We start from the raw sequence: 14,069 nt of genomic DNA, 5'->3' as shown, positions 1-14,069 counted from the left end.
GCCGACCGGCGCTTGAAGTTAGCAGAGCACGCTGCCATCGTGGGTATGACAAGTTCGCTTACGCTCATGAACGACGACACGCCGATTTCCAACCATACCGTCCTGCGCGACGATCCACCGCCCCGGCCTCCGGTCGAACCCGATCCTGGCGATTGCTGCGGCAACGGCTGTGACCCTTGCATCTTCGATCTCTATGAGGAAGCGCGTCAGCATTACCGCGAAGCGTTGGCAGCCTGGCGTGTCCGCCATCCGGGCATGGATCCGGCGTCGCCGCCGGACCCTGCAGCTCAGCGCGCGCCGTAGACGGTCTTTACATCCTGCAACAACGCTGCCTGGCTGGTCGGTCGTGCGTAGAACATATGGCCGCCCGGATATTCCTTCACCTGCACGCGGGTGGGATCGCCCATCGCCGGAATCTGATCGACGATCAGCACCGAAGCCATGAACGGGCAGGACAGATCGTCCCAGCCGTGCGCGATCAGCACGCGCAGGTTGGGATCGTTGGCGACTGCCTGGCGCAACTCGCTGACTGAACCCTTGTTGGCATCGTCGTCCTCGTGCCACAGATTGTTCACGTCATAGCTGAGCGCGTTGTAGCGGCCGTCGTACTTCCAGCCCACGGTTTGCGTAACGAAGTTGACCATCGCCGTGGTGGTCGGCGCGATGATGCCGTTAAGGATCGGGTCTCCGCCGACCTGGTGCGGCGCGTAGGGAAAGGGATCCCATGCGGTGACATTGGAATCGTAGCGGCTGCCGAGCTTGCCCTCGGCGCGATAGATCTCGCGCAGATAAGCCTGCGTTTCGAGGCGACCGCCCGAGCGTTTGACGAACACCGGATCGAGACCGGTGAGCGCGGTAACTTTCTGGATCATCGCATCGGTCGCGGCCGGGTCGGTGCGACCCTTCATCAAGGCCATGGCGTAGTCGCCGCGCGTGTAGTCAATGATCGGCGCCATCGCTTCGGGTGTCAGTTGGTGTTCGCGCTCAAGATGCGCGGCGGCGATCGAGGGCAGCGTGAGCATCCACGGTAACGGCGAGACGTCACCGTCGTCGGAAGAGGCGGCGTCGAGGTAGGGCGACAGCAACACCACGCCGTTCATCGCTACGCCGAGCTGGGTTTGCAGATATTCGGTAATACGCGGACCGCGGAAGCCGCCGTAGCTTTCGCCGACCAGGTATTTGCGCGACTCCATGCGACCGTTTTTCACCAGCCAATCGTAGACGATGCGCGAGAGATACTTGATGTCGTTATCGGTGCTGTAGAACAGTTTGGTGGCCTTGTCGTCCGGCACCAGCGCACGGCTGTAGCCGGTACCGATCGGATCGATAAAGACCAAGTCGGTGAAGCCCAGCCAGGTGCCTGGGTTGTCGTGCAGCATCGCCGGATCGGACGGGTTGTCGCCGTCCACGCCGAAGTTCACCCGCTTCGGACCGATCGCGCCGAAGTTGAGATACACCGAGGACGCACCCGGTCCGCCGTTGAGCGCGAAAGTCACCGGACGATCCTTGCCGGGCATCGCGTATGCGGTAAACACCACCTGGCCGGTGATGTTGCCCTTGTCGTCGCGTACCGGCAGCGTGCCGACGGTGACGGTGTACTTCAACGTGCGGCCGTCGACCACGGCGGACTGGCTGACGTGCGCATCGGCGGGAAAGGGCGGTAGATGGAAACCGTCGGCATTCGCGCCGTCCGCCGCGACCGATGGCTTGGCGTCGTCGCCGGCATGGGCCGGCGAGCCGGCGGCGATGATCAGGGTAGCGAGCAGGGCGAATTGCAGGATCTTGCGCACAACGTTTCCTCGGGGCACACCAATCACAAGCCTAACCAAGCACGACGTCGGCGCACCGTGCCCAAAGGCATGGATGTGCATTTATGAGGAGAGGCTCTCGTAGCCGGGCGTTGAACGTGTTGTTGCAGTGCATTAGATTTAGCGCTGTGTGATAGGGGGAATCCAACGATGAAACGCTTTCTGATGATCGGCGCCGCCGCAGCGCTGCTTTGCGCGTGTGGCGGGCAAAACGTGCACGCGCCCGCTCCGATCGGCGATCTGGTGAAACCGGGCATGGCGCCCTGGCTGACCGTGGCAAGTGGTGCAGACACGCTTGAGGTGCGCGGCCTCGATCACAAGCTGACCTTGGAGCCGTCGCCGGGTCTGTCGGCGGCCATTCAATCCCAGCTAGGTACACAGCTGCAGGCCGACTACTTCCCGGATCTGGTGGTGACCTGTACTGCGTTGACCACCGCGATGCGCGTGGACCAGGACAAGGCTCCCGGCAACGTCGCGATGGATCTGGGCCTGCATTGCGCAGTATGGGCGCGGGGCTTCGACGCCAATCACGATTACAAGACGCAGGTTTCCGCGGCGGTGGCGAGCGGGGCGGGCGATGAAGCCTATGCACAGGCGCTGCCGAAGTTGCTGGCCGATGGCGCCGGCGATATTGCGAGCCAGTTGCGCGGCGATCTGCAAAAGATTGCGCATTCGGCGCACTGAGGCCGGGTGTTGAATCAAATCGCGTAGGTGCCCGGAAGCGGGCGCCTACGCCGATCCGGGCAGGCTGGATAACATCGACCCCGCAATCCACGCTATCTTGTTAGCTGGACAGTTTGGGGAGCCCGCCCGTGAATGCAGTATCTGGACCCGGCGCCGCACCGCGCGCCGAACTCACAATCCGCGGCCTGATCATCGGCGTCTTGATCACGCTCGTGTTCACGGCGGCCAACGTGTTCTTCGGCCTCAAGGCCGGCCTGACTTTCGCCACGTCGATTCCGGCGGCGGTGATCTCGATGGCCATCCTGCGCGCGTTGAAGAATTCGACGATCCAGGAAAACAACATCGTGCAGACGGTCGCTTCGGCCGCCGGTACGCTCTCGTCGATCATCTTCGTGTTGCCCGGACTGATCATCGTCGGGTGGTGGACGGGCTTCCCGTTCTGGGTTTCGTTCGGTATCTGCGCCGCGGGCGGCATTCTCGGCGTGATGTACACCATTCCACTGCGCCGCGCGCTGGTGACGGATTCTGACCTGCCGTATCCGGAAGGGGTGGCTTGTGCCGAAGTGCTGAAGGTCGGCTCAGGCGATGCCGCGGAGGCGTCGGATGCGGTCGAGGCGGGCAGCAGCGGTTTGATGGCGGTGGTGGTCGGGTCGATCGTCTCGGCGGTGTTCTACCTCGTCGTGCAGACCAAGCTCTTCGCCAGCGACGTGGCGCAGTATTTCCGTATCGGCGACCGCGGTGCGGCCAGCGGTTACGACTTCAGCCTGTCCTTCGCGCTGTTCGCGGTCGGCCACCTGGTTGGCCTGTGGGTGGGTATCGCGATGCTGTTCGGCGCGTTTATCGGCTGGGGTTGGGCGGTGCCGCACTTCACCTTGCTGCATCCGGCCGCAGGCGATGTCGCAGAGGTGGCGCAGGGCGCATGGAGCCACTACGTGCGCTTCGTCGGCGCGGGCACCATCGGCGTCGCGGCGATCTGGACGCTGGCCAAGCTGGTCAAGCCGGTGGTCAGCGGCCTGAACTCGGCGATGGCCGCCTCGCGCGTGCGCAAAGCGGGCAAGGCTGACACGCTACCACGTACCGAACAGGACATGCCGATCGGCATCGTCGGCTTGATCGTGTTGATCTGCATGTTGCCGATCGCCTGGTTGCTGGGCAACTTCAGCATCGTCAGCGGGCTCGCCTCGCACACGACCCTGTTGGTGATCGGTGGCGTGGTGTTCGTGCTGATCCTGAGCTTCCTGGTATCGACGGTATGCGGCTACATGGCCGGGTTGATCGGTTCGTCCAACAGTCCGCTGTCGGGCATCGGCATCCTGGTGGTGATCATCGCGGCGCTGCTGCTGGTGGTGGGTGTGAAGCCCGATCTGCCGGTCGATTCGGGCAAAGCCTTGGTGGCCTTTGCACTATTCATTACCTCGGTCGTATTCGCGGTGGCTGCCATCGCCAACAACAACCTGCAGGATCTCAAGACCGGTCAGCTGGTCGATGCCACACCGTGGCGGCAGCAGGTGGCGCTGGTGATCGGTGTGATCGCTGGTGCCATCGTCATTCCGCCGGTGCTGGACTTGCTCAATCATGCGTATGGCTTCCTCGGCGCACCGGGTGTGGATCCGGCGCATGCGCTGCCGGCACCGCAGGCCGGTCTGATTTCGGCGCTGGCGCAGGGCGTCATCCAGAACAATATCGACTGGAGCCTCATCATCACGGGTGGTGTGATCGGCGTAGGCATCATCATTCTGGACGCGGTTCTCGGCCGCACCACCAAGTCGGTGCGACTGCCACCGCTGGCCGTGGGTCTGGGTATCTATCTGCCGACCTCCACCACCTTGATGATCGTGGTAGGCGCCATCGTCGGCTGGTACTTCGACAAACGCGCCGATCGCACACCAAAGGCCGAAGCCACCAAGCAGTTGGGTGTATTGCTGGCCTCCGGCCTGATCGTCGGCGAGAGCATCATCGGTGTGGTCGTGGCGGCGATTGTCGTGTTCTCCGGCAAGCCGTCACCGCTGGCTCTGGTGGGCGATAGCTTCGAGAACGCGTCGATCTGGATCGGTGGTATTGCTTTCGTCCTCGTGACGTTTGCGATGTATCGCTGGATCAGCCGGATGGGGCAGAAAGTCTGATCGATGTCGCAGCGGTGGCCGCAACGGCCACCGCTCGCTTTCCCCGCGAGAGCGGAGCAAGGCCGCGTACAATACGCACGGTCAGTTCACCGGATGCATCCGCTTGACGATGGTCGGTATCCATGCGTCCACGCCCGATGCGGTGCTGGACGCTCTGTTTCTGCCTTTTTCGGATGGCTCGCTCCGCCTGCCAGGCGACGGTAGCGTGCTCTTTTTGCGTGCGCGTGATGGTTATCGCTTGCGTGAACTCGCGCAGCCTGGCTGGCTGTGCGAACAGAGCTTCAAGCCATTTGCCGATGCGCTGATGCGCGATGGGTTCACCGTGGGGGAGGCGACATCCGAAGCACGCTTTGCGTTGGTGCTGGCCTTGCCGCCGCGGCAGCGCGAGGAAGCCCGTGCCTCGTTTGCGCGCGCCGTACGTCACGCTGAAGGCGGTGGCATCGTGCTGGCCTGCGTACCGAACGCCGAGGGCGCGAAGTCGGCGCAGGCCGATCTGACTGCATTGCTTGGGTCGGTGAGCCATCTTTCCAAACATAAGTGCCGCGTGTTTTGGGGTGCGTCGCAGGCCTCGTCCATCAATCGATCGTTGCTGGAGTCGTGGCTCGCGCTTGACGAGCCGCAATCCAACGCGGCGGGTTATCTGAGCCGTCCGGGTCTGTTTGCGTGGGATCGCGCAGACACCGCTTCTGCGCTGCTTGCGGTCCATTTGCCCGGGGATTTACATGGTCGCATCGCCGACTTCGGTGCGGGATACGGTTATCTTGCCGCGCAAGTCGTTGCTCGCTGTCCGCATGTCACGACGATCGACCTTTACGAAGCCGAGGCACGCGCACTGGAGCCGGCACGACTCAATATGGAGCAGGCGATACGTGAAAGCGGACGTGCCGCAGCGTTTGATCTGCATTGGCACGACGTCACCACCGGTATCGATAAGCGTTACGACGCTATCGTCAGTAATCCGCCTTTCCACCAGGGCAGGGCGGACCTGCCGGATCTCGGTCGCGCTTTTATTGCGCGGGCGGCGAATGCCCTAGTTCCAGCGGGGCGCTTCTGGCTGGTGGCCAATCGCCATCTGCCGTACGAGGCGACGCTTTCCGCACATTTCGAACAGGTGCGAATAGTAGCGATGCAGGATGGTTTTAAAGTGATCGAAGCAAGAGGTGTGCGCGGATGAGGTTGGTTAGGTTGATCGCGAATCTCGGCTATGGCAGCCGCAAGGATGTCGCGTGGATGTTCCGCGACGGACGCATTACCGACCCCGACGGCGAAGTGCTGTACGCCGACGACAAGGTCGAGCATGCACAGATCCGCATCGACGGCGAGCCGCTCGATCCGCCGACGGGTCTGGTGCTGATGATGCACAAACCGTTGGGTGTTACCTGTTCGCGCAAGGATCAAGGACGTGTCGTTTACGACCTTTTGCCGCCGCGCTATCGCCAGCGTACGCCTGCGCTATCTACGGTCGGACGACTCGATCGCGAGACATCCGGCTTGTTACTGTTCACCGACGATGGTGCGTTGTTGCATCGGATCATTTCGCCGCGCGCGCAGATCGGCAAGATGTATGAGGCTACGCTTGCGCAGGATTTGCGCGGCGATGAGCAGGCGCTATTCGCTAGCGGAACCCTGATGCTGGAATCGGAAACCACCCCGTTGCTGCCCGCCACGCTGGAAGTGCTTGCATCTCGCCAGGCACGGCTGTTGATCACCGAGGGTCGCTACCATCAGGTGCGTCGGATGTTCGCTGCGACCGGCAATCATGTCGAAGCGCTACAACGCACGGCGATCGGTCGCTTGCAGTTGGATGGACTGCCGTCGGGTGCGTGGCGTCAACTCGATGCGAACGATGTGACGCAACTCTTCGAACCGGCAAGCACGTAGTGGCTTGCCGGTGTCATCCTCATTCGGTTCTCGGCTGACGACTTCGCGCAATCTCGTCTTCGCGACGGGAGTGCGCATTGGACATCCAGGAAACGAGCTCGAACGCCGAGTCTTTGTCTCGTTCGGGTTTGGTGTCATGTATGACTATGACTGAAAGCATCCCTGCTACCAGCTGCATTCCGCGCGTAATGGCGGAACGAGCGAGAAGCATGTGCATATTGTTCACTCCATCGGTTGCCCCTGTGCAACCGCAAGCAAACTGTAACAAGGTTTTATCCTGAATGTATAGGGAGCGTGAAGGCCCGCTCGGCGCCCCCCATTACCTACCTTGCGGCAGCCATAAGTTGCCCGGATATCGATGCCTATGCCCCTGACGTCCCTTCAGTTCGATAACGCCTTTATCCGCGATTTGCCGGGTGATCCGGACCGCGGCCAGGGGGCGCGCCAGGTGCAGGGCGCGCTGTATTCGCGCGTGGATCCCAGCCCGGTGGCCGCACCGCGCACGGTCGCTTGGTCGCGGGAGGTGGCGGCGACCCTCGGACTCACCGAGGCCGACGTCGCCAGCCCACTTTTTGCCCAAGTGTTTGGCGGAAACGGGGTGATGGAAGGTATGCAGCCCTGGGCGTCCAATTATGGTGGGCATCAGTTCGGGGCCTGGGCCGGGCAACTTGGCGACGGTCGCGCCATTTCGCTGGGCGAGGTACTGACGGCACAGGGCGCGCGGTTGGAGCTTCAGCTGAAAGGCGCGGGCGCGACTCCCTATTCGCGGGGCGCCGATGGCCGTGCCGTGCTGCGCTCGTCGATTCGCGAATTCCTTTGCAGCGAAGCCATGCATCACCTTGGCGTTCCCACCACGCGCGCGCTGAGCCTGGTGGTGACTGGCGAGACAGTCGAGCGCGACATGTTCTACGACGGTCACCCGCAGGACGAGCCCGGCGCGGTCGTCTGTCGCGTGGCGCCGTCGTTTATCCGCTTCGGTCATTTTGAGCTTCCGACGTCCCGCGGAGATATCCCGTTGTTGCGCCAACTGGTCGATTTCACGATACGTCGCGATTTTCCCGATCTCGGTGGGAGCGGAGAGACGCGCTATGGCGACTGGTTCGCCGAGATTTGCGCGCGCACGGCGAAGATGATCGCGCACTGGATGCGGGTGGGTTTTGTGCACGGTGTGATGAATACCGACAACATGTCGATTCTCGGTCTCACCATCGATTACGGTCCGTATGGCTGGATCGACGATTTCGATCCGGACTGGACACCTAATACCACCGACGCGGCACGCCGTCGCTATCGCTTCGGTCAGCAACCGAATGTGGCGTGGTGGAATCTGAGCTGTCTCGCCGCCGCACTGGCGCCGCTGTTTGAGGATGTCGCACCGCTGCAGGCAGGGGTAGACCGCTACGCTGCCGAATATGCAGCGCAGGATCGGCAGAACGTGGCGAGCAAGCTCGGGCTAGCGGAATGTCGCGACGATGACCTGGCGCGCATGGATACGCTGCAGCAGTTGATGCAGCGAGCGGAAGTCGACATGACTTTGTTCTTCCGCGCCTTGAGCGATATCGATCCACACCGACCCCAACTGGCTCCGCTACGGCACGCGTTTTACGACGAGGCCAAACGGGATGCCGCGGAGGCCGATTTCCTTGGCTGGCTGGACGATTACGCCTCTCGCCTGCGAGAAGATCCGTTAACAGCCGAACAGCGTCGGCAGCGCATGTTGGCGGCCAATCCCCGCTATGTGCTGCGCAATTACCTGGCGCAGGAAGCTATCGACCGCGCGACCCAAGGCGACTACGAAGGCATTCACACTTTGCTCGACGTATTGCGCCGTCCCTACGACGAGCAACCAGGGCGCGAGCATTTCGCACAGAAGCGGCCCGAGTGGGCGAAGTCCCGAGCAGGCTGTTCGATGCTTTCCTGCAGCTCTTAGCGTGCGTACAAACCGTTGCGGCCCTGATCCGAAGGATGCGGGGCCGCAACGTGCGCGTTAGTTAGATAGATGAAAGCGAAATCTCAGTTCCCGTTATTGCCGTTGTTGGCTTTATCCCCCTGCTGAGGATTCGGGCGCGGTGCCGGCCGAGTGTTCTGAGCGGGCCGATTACCGCCGGGCGGCTGAGGTCGATTGCCGCCACCTGGCGGTTGCGGGCGGTTACCGCCACCGGGTGGTTGCGGTCGATTGCCTCCGCCTGGCGGCTGTGGGCGGTTGCCACCACCCGGAGGCTGCGGTCGATTACCTCCGCCCGGAGGTTGCGGCCGATTACCACCACCTGGCGGTTGGGGCCGATTGCCACCTGGCGGTTGCGGGCGATTGCCGCCACCCGGAGGTTGGGGTCGATTATGGCCGCCACCCGGCGGCCGGATAGGCGGCCGCGGCCGTGGCCGTGACGGCGGCCGGATCGGAATAGGCCGCGAGTACCAGCGGGCGCGATCGCGATAGAACGGCCGGCCCGCGTAATAACGGCCCCAGTAGGTGCCGATCACGAACGAGACGATCGGAATGCCGATCTGGGCACCATAGTCGACAACCACCACCGGCTGGTTGTTGTAGGTGTATTGAAGATAGGTGCCAGCTACCCAACCGCGGTTGCCGACGGCGACGACATCGCACCATTCCCATCCCGTAGTGCAACCCTGGATGGATACCGGTGTGCCTGTTGCCAGGGTGAGGATAAGTGGATATTCGGCGTCGGGACCCGCACGCATATTGACGTTGGCGATGGTGTAACCATCGGCGGCAAACGCCATGGTGGGAACCATCATCATCAAGGCGGTCACGATGGACCAAAGCATTCGTTTCATCGGGCAATCCTCCAGCATGGTTGCTGTGGTGGACGTACGACGGCAATGCCCGGTCATCATGGCTCAATTGGCAGGAGATTGCATAACAATCTCCTGCCAAAACGGGTTCAGTGCACCTCGAGCAATTCCACATCGAACACCAGCGCGCTATTGGGCGGAATATCGCTACCCGCTCCGCGGTGGCCATAGCCCAGACTGGAGGGAATGATGAGCGTGCGCTTGCCGCCCACGCGCATACCCTTGACGCCGCTGTCCATACCGGACACCACCTCATTGGCTCCCAGGGTGAAGTTGAGCGGACGGCCGCTGTCGTAGGAGCTGTCGAACTTCGCGCCGTGATGGTCGGGCGCCTTGGCGTCGTATAGCCAGCCGGTGTAGTTGATCCGTACTTCCGAATCGTCGCGCGCCGTGGCGCCGGTGCCGACCTTCTGGTCCGTTATCACCAATTTGGTGACGTCGTCGGCATGGGCCGGAAGCGGGCCGAGGGCACCCAGGGCGAGCAGGGCGGTAGCAAGGATGGCGAACGGGCGAATCATGGAAAGCTCCGGAAGTCTGATGGCCGGCGCGACGTTAACGCATCGAAGGAACGGACGCAGCAGTTTGCATCGAGACTGTGATGTGGTATCACTTGTCGTCATGATCCTCGCCTCCCACCGCTATTACTTCTGGTTTTATGGCTATCCGAAGCCGGCGGCGGAGCGTGGTGCGCGATCGTAACTAAGCAAGATCACCCACTTTCCTCAAAAGCCGCCAGCCACCCTGGCGGCTTTTTTGTTGGTCGCCGGGTATCGACACCCAAAGGAGTTCTCCCCATGACCAGCATTACCGACGATCTGCGCATTCGCGAGATCAAGGAACTCGCCACCCCCGCCGACGTGATGCGGGATTGCGAGCCCAGCGCGGAGGCCATCGCCACCGTCGCCATGTCACGTCGCGCCTTGCACCGCATTCTGCACGGCCAGGACGATCGTCTCGCGGTGGTGATCGGCCCGTGTTCGATCCATGATCCGACCGCCGCGCTCGACTATGCCCAGCGCCTTGCGGTCGAGCGCGAACGGCATGTCGATGCGCTGGAGATCGTCATGCGCGTGTATTTTGAAAAGCCGCGCACCACGGTGGGCTGGAAGGGGTTGATCAACGATCCGGATCTCGACGAGAGTTACCACATCGACAAAGGACTGCATCTCGCGCGTCGCTTGCTGTGCGATATCAACGCGCTTGGCCTGCCTGCCGGTTGCGAATTCCTTGATCTGATCACGCCGCAATACATCGCCGACCTGGTGGCATGGGGAGCGATCGGTGCGCGTACCACCGAAAGCCAATCGCATCGCGAACTCGCTTCCGGTTTGTCCTGCCCGGTCGGATTCAAGAACGGCACCGATGGCAATATCAAGATCGCGGTGGACGCGGTGCTGGCCGCAGCCCAGCCGCACCATTTCATGGCGGTAACCAAGCGCGGGCACACTGCGATTGCCAGCACCCGCGGCAATGAGGATTGTCACGTGATTCTGCGCGGCGGCAAATTGCCTAACTACGACGCAGCCCACGTCGCAGACGCTTGCAGTGCCTTGGCCAAGGCCGGCTTGACCGAACGTTTGATGATCGACGCCAGTCACGCCAACAGCGGCAAGCAGCCCGACAATCAACCGCATGTGATCGCCGATATCGCCACACAGCTAAAAGCCGGGGAAAAGCGCATTCACGGCGTGATGGTGGAGAGCCACCTGGTGGCTGGGCGACAGGATCTGGTGCCGGGCCGTGATCTCATCTACGGGCAGAGCATTACTGACGGCTGCATCGGCTGGGATACCTCGGTACAGGTGCTGGAGCAGCTCGCCGAAGCGGTGCGCCAGCGTCGCCAACGGCAAGCTGCGCAAGCGGCGGCCTGATCGCAGAGGGAGAGATTCCGCGATCGGGCATCGGTCGTTCTATGCTTATGCCTTCAATCCATCGCAGGAACGCATCATGACATCCGATATCCGGCATCTGGCTGCGGCGCATCGATTTGAAACCACGGTGGATGGCGTGACCTGCGAACTCGTTTACACCTTGCAGGATCGAGTAATGATCATCATGCACACCGGCGTGCCCGATCAGGTGAGCGGCCGCGGCATCGCTGGCGATTTGGTGCGGACGGCATTCGAGACCGCACGCAGCGAAGGCTGGAAGGTGGTGCCGGCGTGCAGTTATGCGCAAGTGTGGTTGGAGCGGCACCCGGAATACGCAGAGCTGCGTGCATGAGTCATTCAACGAGATTCAGTCGCGGGGGTCGCCATGAGCACGCCGGCTGAAGGCAAACCTACAGCGCGGGCGATGCGCCGACGTTGGGCGCCGATACGCTTTGTACGCGCACGTCCATGGTTGATGCTTTCCAGCATCGTTTTCGTCGCGGCTGGTGTCGTGCTGGCGATGTCCGGTGTGAAGCCGGCGTCCGCTTTGTTGCTCAGTTTCGATCTCGGCGCTTTGCTTTATCTGGGTATGTTGACGCGCATGTTCAATCGCGCCAGCGCCGAGCACATGTGCCGGCACGCGCACGCTCAGGATTCCGGGCGCCGCAGTACGCTCTGGATCGCCGTCGCGCTTTCCGCCGTGGTGCTAGTGGCGTTGTCCACCGAACTGCACGCGGCAAAGAGCGGCGGCGCGAAAGCCATGGGGATGGCGGCGATAAGCATCGTGCTGTCGTGGCTGTTCATGAACACGATGTATGCCTTGCACTACGCGCACGGTTATTACGGCGATTTCGGCAAGCAGCATGAAGGGCTTGAATTCCCGGGTACCAAACAACCGGATTACTGGGACTTCGTTTATTTCGCCTTCGTCATCGGCATGTGCTTTCAGGTGTCCGACGTGCAAATCACCAGCCACATCTTGCGCCGCACGGCGCTGCTGCACAGTGTGGTGGCGTTCTTCTTCAATGTGTTCATCATCGCCATCAGCGTGAATATCGCTGCAGGGCTTGCTTAGTCGCGGAAGTTGTCAAACTGCAATGGCAGTTCGACCTCGGCCTTGCGCAGCACCGCCATGGCGAGCTGCAAATCGTCGCGCTTCTTGCCGGTGACGCGCAGCTTGTCGCCGTTGATCTGCGCTTCCACTTTCAGCTTGGCTTCCTTCAATGTCGCCACCAGTTTCTTGGCGATAGGTTGCTCGATGCCTTGCTTCACCGTGATCTTCTGACGCGCACCACCAAGGTTCACCTCGGGATCAGCCACATCCAGCGCGCGGGTGTCGATTTTTCGCGAAGCCAGGCGGCTTCGCAGAATGTCCAGCATCTGCTGCAGCTGGAATTCGCTCGGTGCGCTCTGAGTAATGATGAACTTGTCCAGTTCGAACTTCGCATCGGTGCCCTTGAAGTCGAAGCGGGTGGACAGTTCACGGTTGGCCTGGTCGACCGCATTGGTCAGCTCGTGCTTGTCGACCTCGGAGATCACGTCGAAGGAGGGCATGGGCGTTGTCCATATGGAGTAGGCGATAAGTGTAAGCCATGCATCTGTTGGATAATGCATGGTATGGGCGGTCCGGCGAACAAGATGGCGGTGATGGCGTGAAAGTGGATGTCCTGGTCATCGGCGCCGGCGCCGCAGGCTTGATGTGTGCGATCACGGCGGGCCAGCGCGGCCGGCATGTGCTGGTGCTCGATCATGCCAACAAGGCCGGCAAGAAGATCCTGATGTCCGGTGGCGGACGCTGCAACTTCACCAATCTCGGCGTGACGCCTGCGCAATATCTTTCCGCTAATCCGCATTTCGCGAAGTCTGCTCTGGCACGCTACACCCCAGCTGACTTTATCGCGCTGGTGGAAAAACACCGCATCGCCTATCACGAGAAGGAACTCGGACAGCTGTTTTGCGACGAGTCTTCCAAGCTGATTGTGCGCATGCTGCTGGACGAATGCGCTGCGGCAGATGTTCGTGTCGAAACCAGTTGCGCTGTGCGACAGGTTCGCAAGACGAGCGAAGGTTTCGCAGTGATGACGGCAAAGGGTGAAGTACATGCCGATTCGCTGGTGGTCGCCAGCGGCGGCCTGTCGATTCCCAGCATGGGTGCTAGCGGATTGGGTTACGAGCTGGCGCGTCAATTTGGCCACAACTTATTGGCGACCCGCGCCGGTCTGGTACCGCTGACCTTGAGCAGCAAGCACCAGGAGCATTATCAGGATCTTGCGGGCGTCGCCTTGCCCATCGCGGAAGCACGCGTCGGCAAGCGCAGTTTTCGCGCGGGGCTGCTGTTTACGCATCGTGGGATCAGTGGCCCGTCGATTTTGCAGATTTCTTCGTATTGGCAGCCCGGGGACGATCTGCGTATCGATTTGTCGCCGGAGCAGGATATCGGCGAATGGCTGGTTGCCCAGCGCGCAGCACGACCGGCTGCGGAATTGCGCAACGTGCTGGGTGACCTGTTACCGAAACGCTTGGCGCAACGCCTGAGCGAGCTATGGCTGCATAGCCGGCCGATGCGGCAATACCGCGATGCGGAATTACGCGATATGGGCGCGCAGCTGCACGACTGGCCCATCGTCGCCAGCGGCACGGAAGGCTATCGCACGGCGGAAGTAACGCTGGGCGGCGTGGATACGGACGGGCTTTCGTCCAGCACCATGCAATCGAAGCTCGTGCCGGGTTTGTATTTCATCGGCGAAGTGGTCGACGTCACCGGTTGGTTGGGCGGCTACAACTTTCAGTGGGCCTGGGCGTCTGGCTATGCCGCGGGCGAAGTGGTCTAGACCATTTGCATCCACTGAACATCGATCATGGTGAACTAAGCATCCTTCGCTTGG

At 61.8% G+C, this 14,069-nt stretch carries 14 protein-coding genes; 10 read left to right on the top strand and 4 right to left on the bottom strand.

Annotation, left to right across the window (positions count from 1 at the left end; genetic code table 11):
* Positions 1-66 precede the first annotated feature (66 nt).
* Positions 67-303, top strand: coding sequence for an oxidoreductase-like domain-containing protein (locus tag QQL64_RS08480; protein ID WP_284398185.1), 237 nt, complete (start codon positions 67-69; stop codon positions 301-303).
* Here QQL64_RS08480 and QQL64_RS08475 read toward each other — a convergent pair.
* Entirely contained in the window at positions 288-1,790 is a 1,503-nt protein-coding gene (locus QQL64_RS08475) for a S10 family peptidase (RefSeq protein ID WP_284398183.1), read from the bottom strand. The two genes, QQL64_RS08480 and QQL64_RS08475, sit on opposite strands and share 16 nt — an antisense overlap.
* Before the next feature lie 168 nt (positions 1,791-1,958).
* Between QQL64_RS08475 and QQL64_RS08470 the strand changes: the two genes are divergently transcribed.
* The 5 genes from QQL64_RS08470 to QQL64_RS08450 all read left to right on the top strand — a co-directional run bounded on the left by QQL64_RS08470 (position 1,959) and on the right by QQL64_RS08450 (position 8,426).
* Positions 1,959-2,492, top strand: coding sequence for a hypothetical protein (locus QQL64_RS08470; protein ID WP_284398180.1), 534 nt, complete (start codon positions 1,959-1,961; stop codon positions 2,490-2,492).
* 128 nt (positions 2,493-2,620) lie between these two features.
* Positions 2,621-4,615, top strand: a complete 1,995-nt coding sequence (locus tag QQL64_RS08465) for an OPT family oligopeptide transporter (RefSeq protein ID WP_284398179.1) — start codon at positions 2,621-2,623, stop codon at positions 4,613-4,615.
* A gap of 109 nt (positions 4,616-4,724) precedes the next feature.
* On the top strand, positions 4,725-5,789 hold the full coding sequence (locus tag QQL64_RS08460) for a class I SAM-dependent methyltransferase (protein WP_284399713.1): 1,065 nt from the start codon (positions 4,725-4,727) through the stop codon (positions 5,787-5,789).
* Positions 5,786-6,496 carry a pseudouridine synthase gene (locus QQL64_RS08455; RefSeq protein ID WP_284398177.1) on the top strand — a complete coding sequence of 237 codons (711 nt, stop codon included), beginning with the start codon at positions 5,786-5,788 and terminating at the stop codon, positions 6,494-6,496. Before QQL64_RS08460 ends, QQL64_RS08455 begins: the two co-directional genes overlap by 4 nt.
* 370 nt (positions 6,497-6,866) lie before the next feature.
* A complete protein-coding gene (locus QQL64_RS08450) occupies positions 6,867-8,426 on the top strand; it encodes a protein adenylyltransferase SelO (RefSeq protein ID WP_425603902.1) in 1,560 nt (519 codons plus the stop codon).
* A gap of 83 nt (positions 8,427-8,509) precedes the next feature.
* Here QQL64_RS08450 and QQL64_RS08445 read toward each other — a convergent pair whose 3' ends face one another.
* A complete protein-coding gene (locus QQL64_RS08445) occupies positions 8,510-9,295 on the bottom strand; it encodes an SH3 domain-containing protein (RefSeq protein WP_284398173.1) in 786 nt (261 codons plus the stop codon).
* A 107-nt stretch (positions 9,296-9,402) separates the two neighbouring features.
* Positions 9,403-9,828, bottom strand: coding sequence for an FKBP-type peptidyl-prolyl cis-trans isomerase (locus QQL64_RS08440; RefSeq protein WP_404601028.1), 426 nt, complete (start codon positions 9,826-9,828; stop codon positions 9,403-9,405).
* 279 nt (positions 9,829-10,107) lie between these two features.
* On the opposite strand from QQL64_RS08440, the gene QQL64_RS08435 reads away from it, so the two are divergent.
* The 3 genes from QQL64_RS08435 (at position 10,108) to QQL64_RS08425 (ending at position 12,259) form a co-directional block, all read left to right on the top strand.
* Positions 10,108-11,184 (top strand): 3-deoxy-7-phosphoheptulonate synthase, encoded by a 1,077-nt coding sequence (locus tag QQL64_RS08435; protein WP_284398170.1) that lies wholly within the window; start codon positions 10,108-10,110, stop codon positions 11,182-11,184.
* 76 nt (positions 11,185-11,260) lie between these two features.
* Positions 11,261-11,536: a GNAT family N-acetyltransferase gene (locus QQL64_RS08430; protein ID WP_284398168.1), complete on the top strand. Its 276-nt coding sequence runs from the start codon at positions 11,261-11,263 to the stop codon at positions 11,534-11,536.
* A gap of 33 nt (positions 11,537-11,569) precedes the next feature.
* Entirely contained in the window at positions 11,570-12,259 is a 690-nt protein-coding gene (locus QQL64_RS08425; protein ID WP_284398165.1) for a DUF1345 domain-containing protein, read from the top strand.
* Here the strand turns inward: QQL64_RS08425 and QQL64_RS08420 are convergent.
* Positions 12,256-12,738 carry a YajQ family cyclic di-GMP-binding protein gene (locus QQL64_RS08420; protein ID WP_284398163.1) on the bottom strand — a complete coding sequence of 161 codons (483 nt, stop codon included), beginning with the start codon at positions 12,736-12,738 and terminating at the stop codon, positions 12,256-12,258. The genes QQL64_RS08425 and QQL64_RS08420 overlap by 4 nt on opposite strands.
* 38 nt (positions 12,739-12,776) lie before the next feature.
* Here QQL64_RS08420 and QQL64_RS08415 point away from each other — a divergent pair, with 38 nt between their 5' ends.
* Positions 12,777-14,015: a BaiN/RdsA family NAD(P)/FAD-dependent oxidoreductase gene (locus QQL64_RS08415; RefSeq protein ID WP_284398161.1), complete on the top strand. Its 1,239-nt coding sequence runs from the start codon at positions 12,777-12,779 to the stop codon at positions 14,013-14,015.
* Positions 14,016-14,069 lie beyond the last annotated feature (54 nt).

It is taken from the genome of Dyella lipolytica, from assembly GCF_030160075.1.
GTDB classification, from domain to species: Bacteria; Pseudomonadota; Gammaproteobacteria; order Xanthomonadales; family Rhodanobacteraceae; genus Dyella_B; species Dyella_B lipolytica.
Note: the sequence above shows the minus strand (reverse complement) of the source record. Positions and strands in the feature narration are given on the sequence as shown.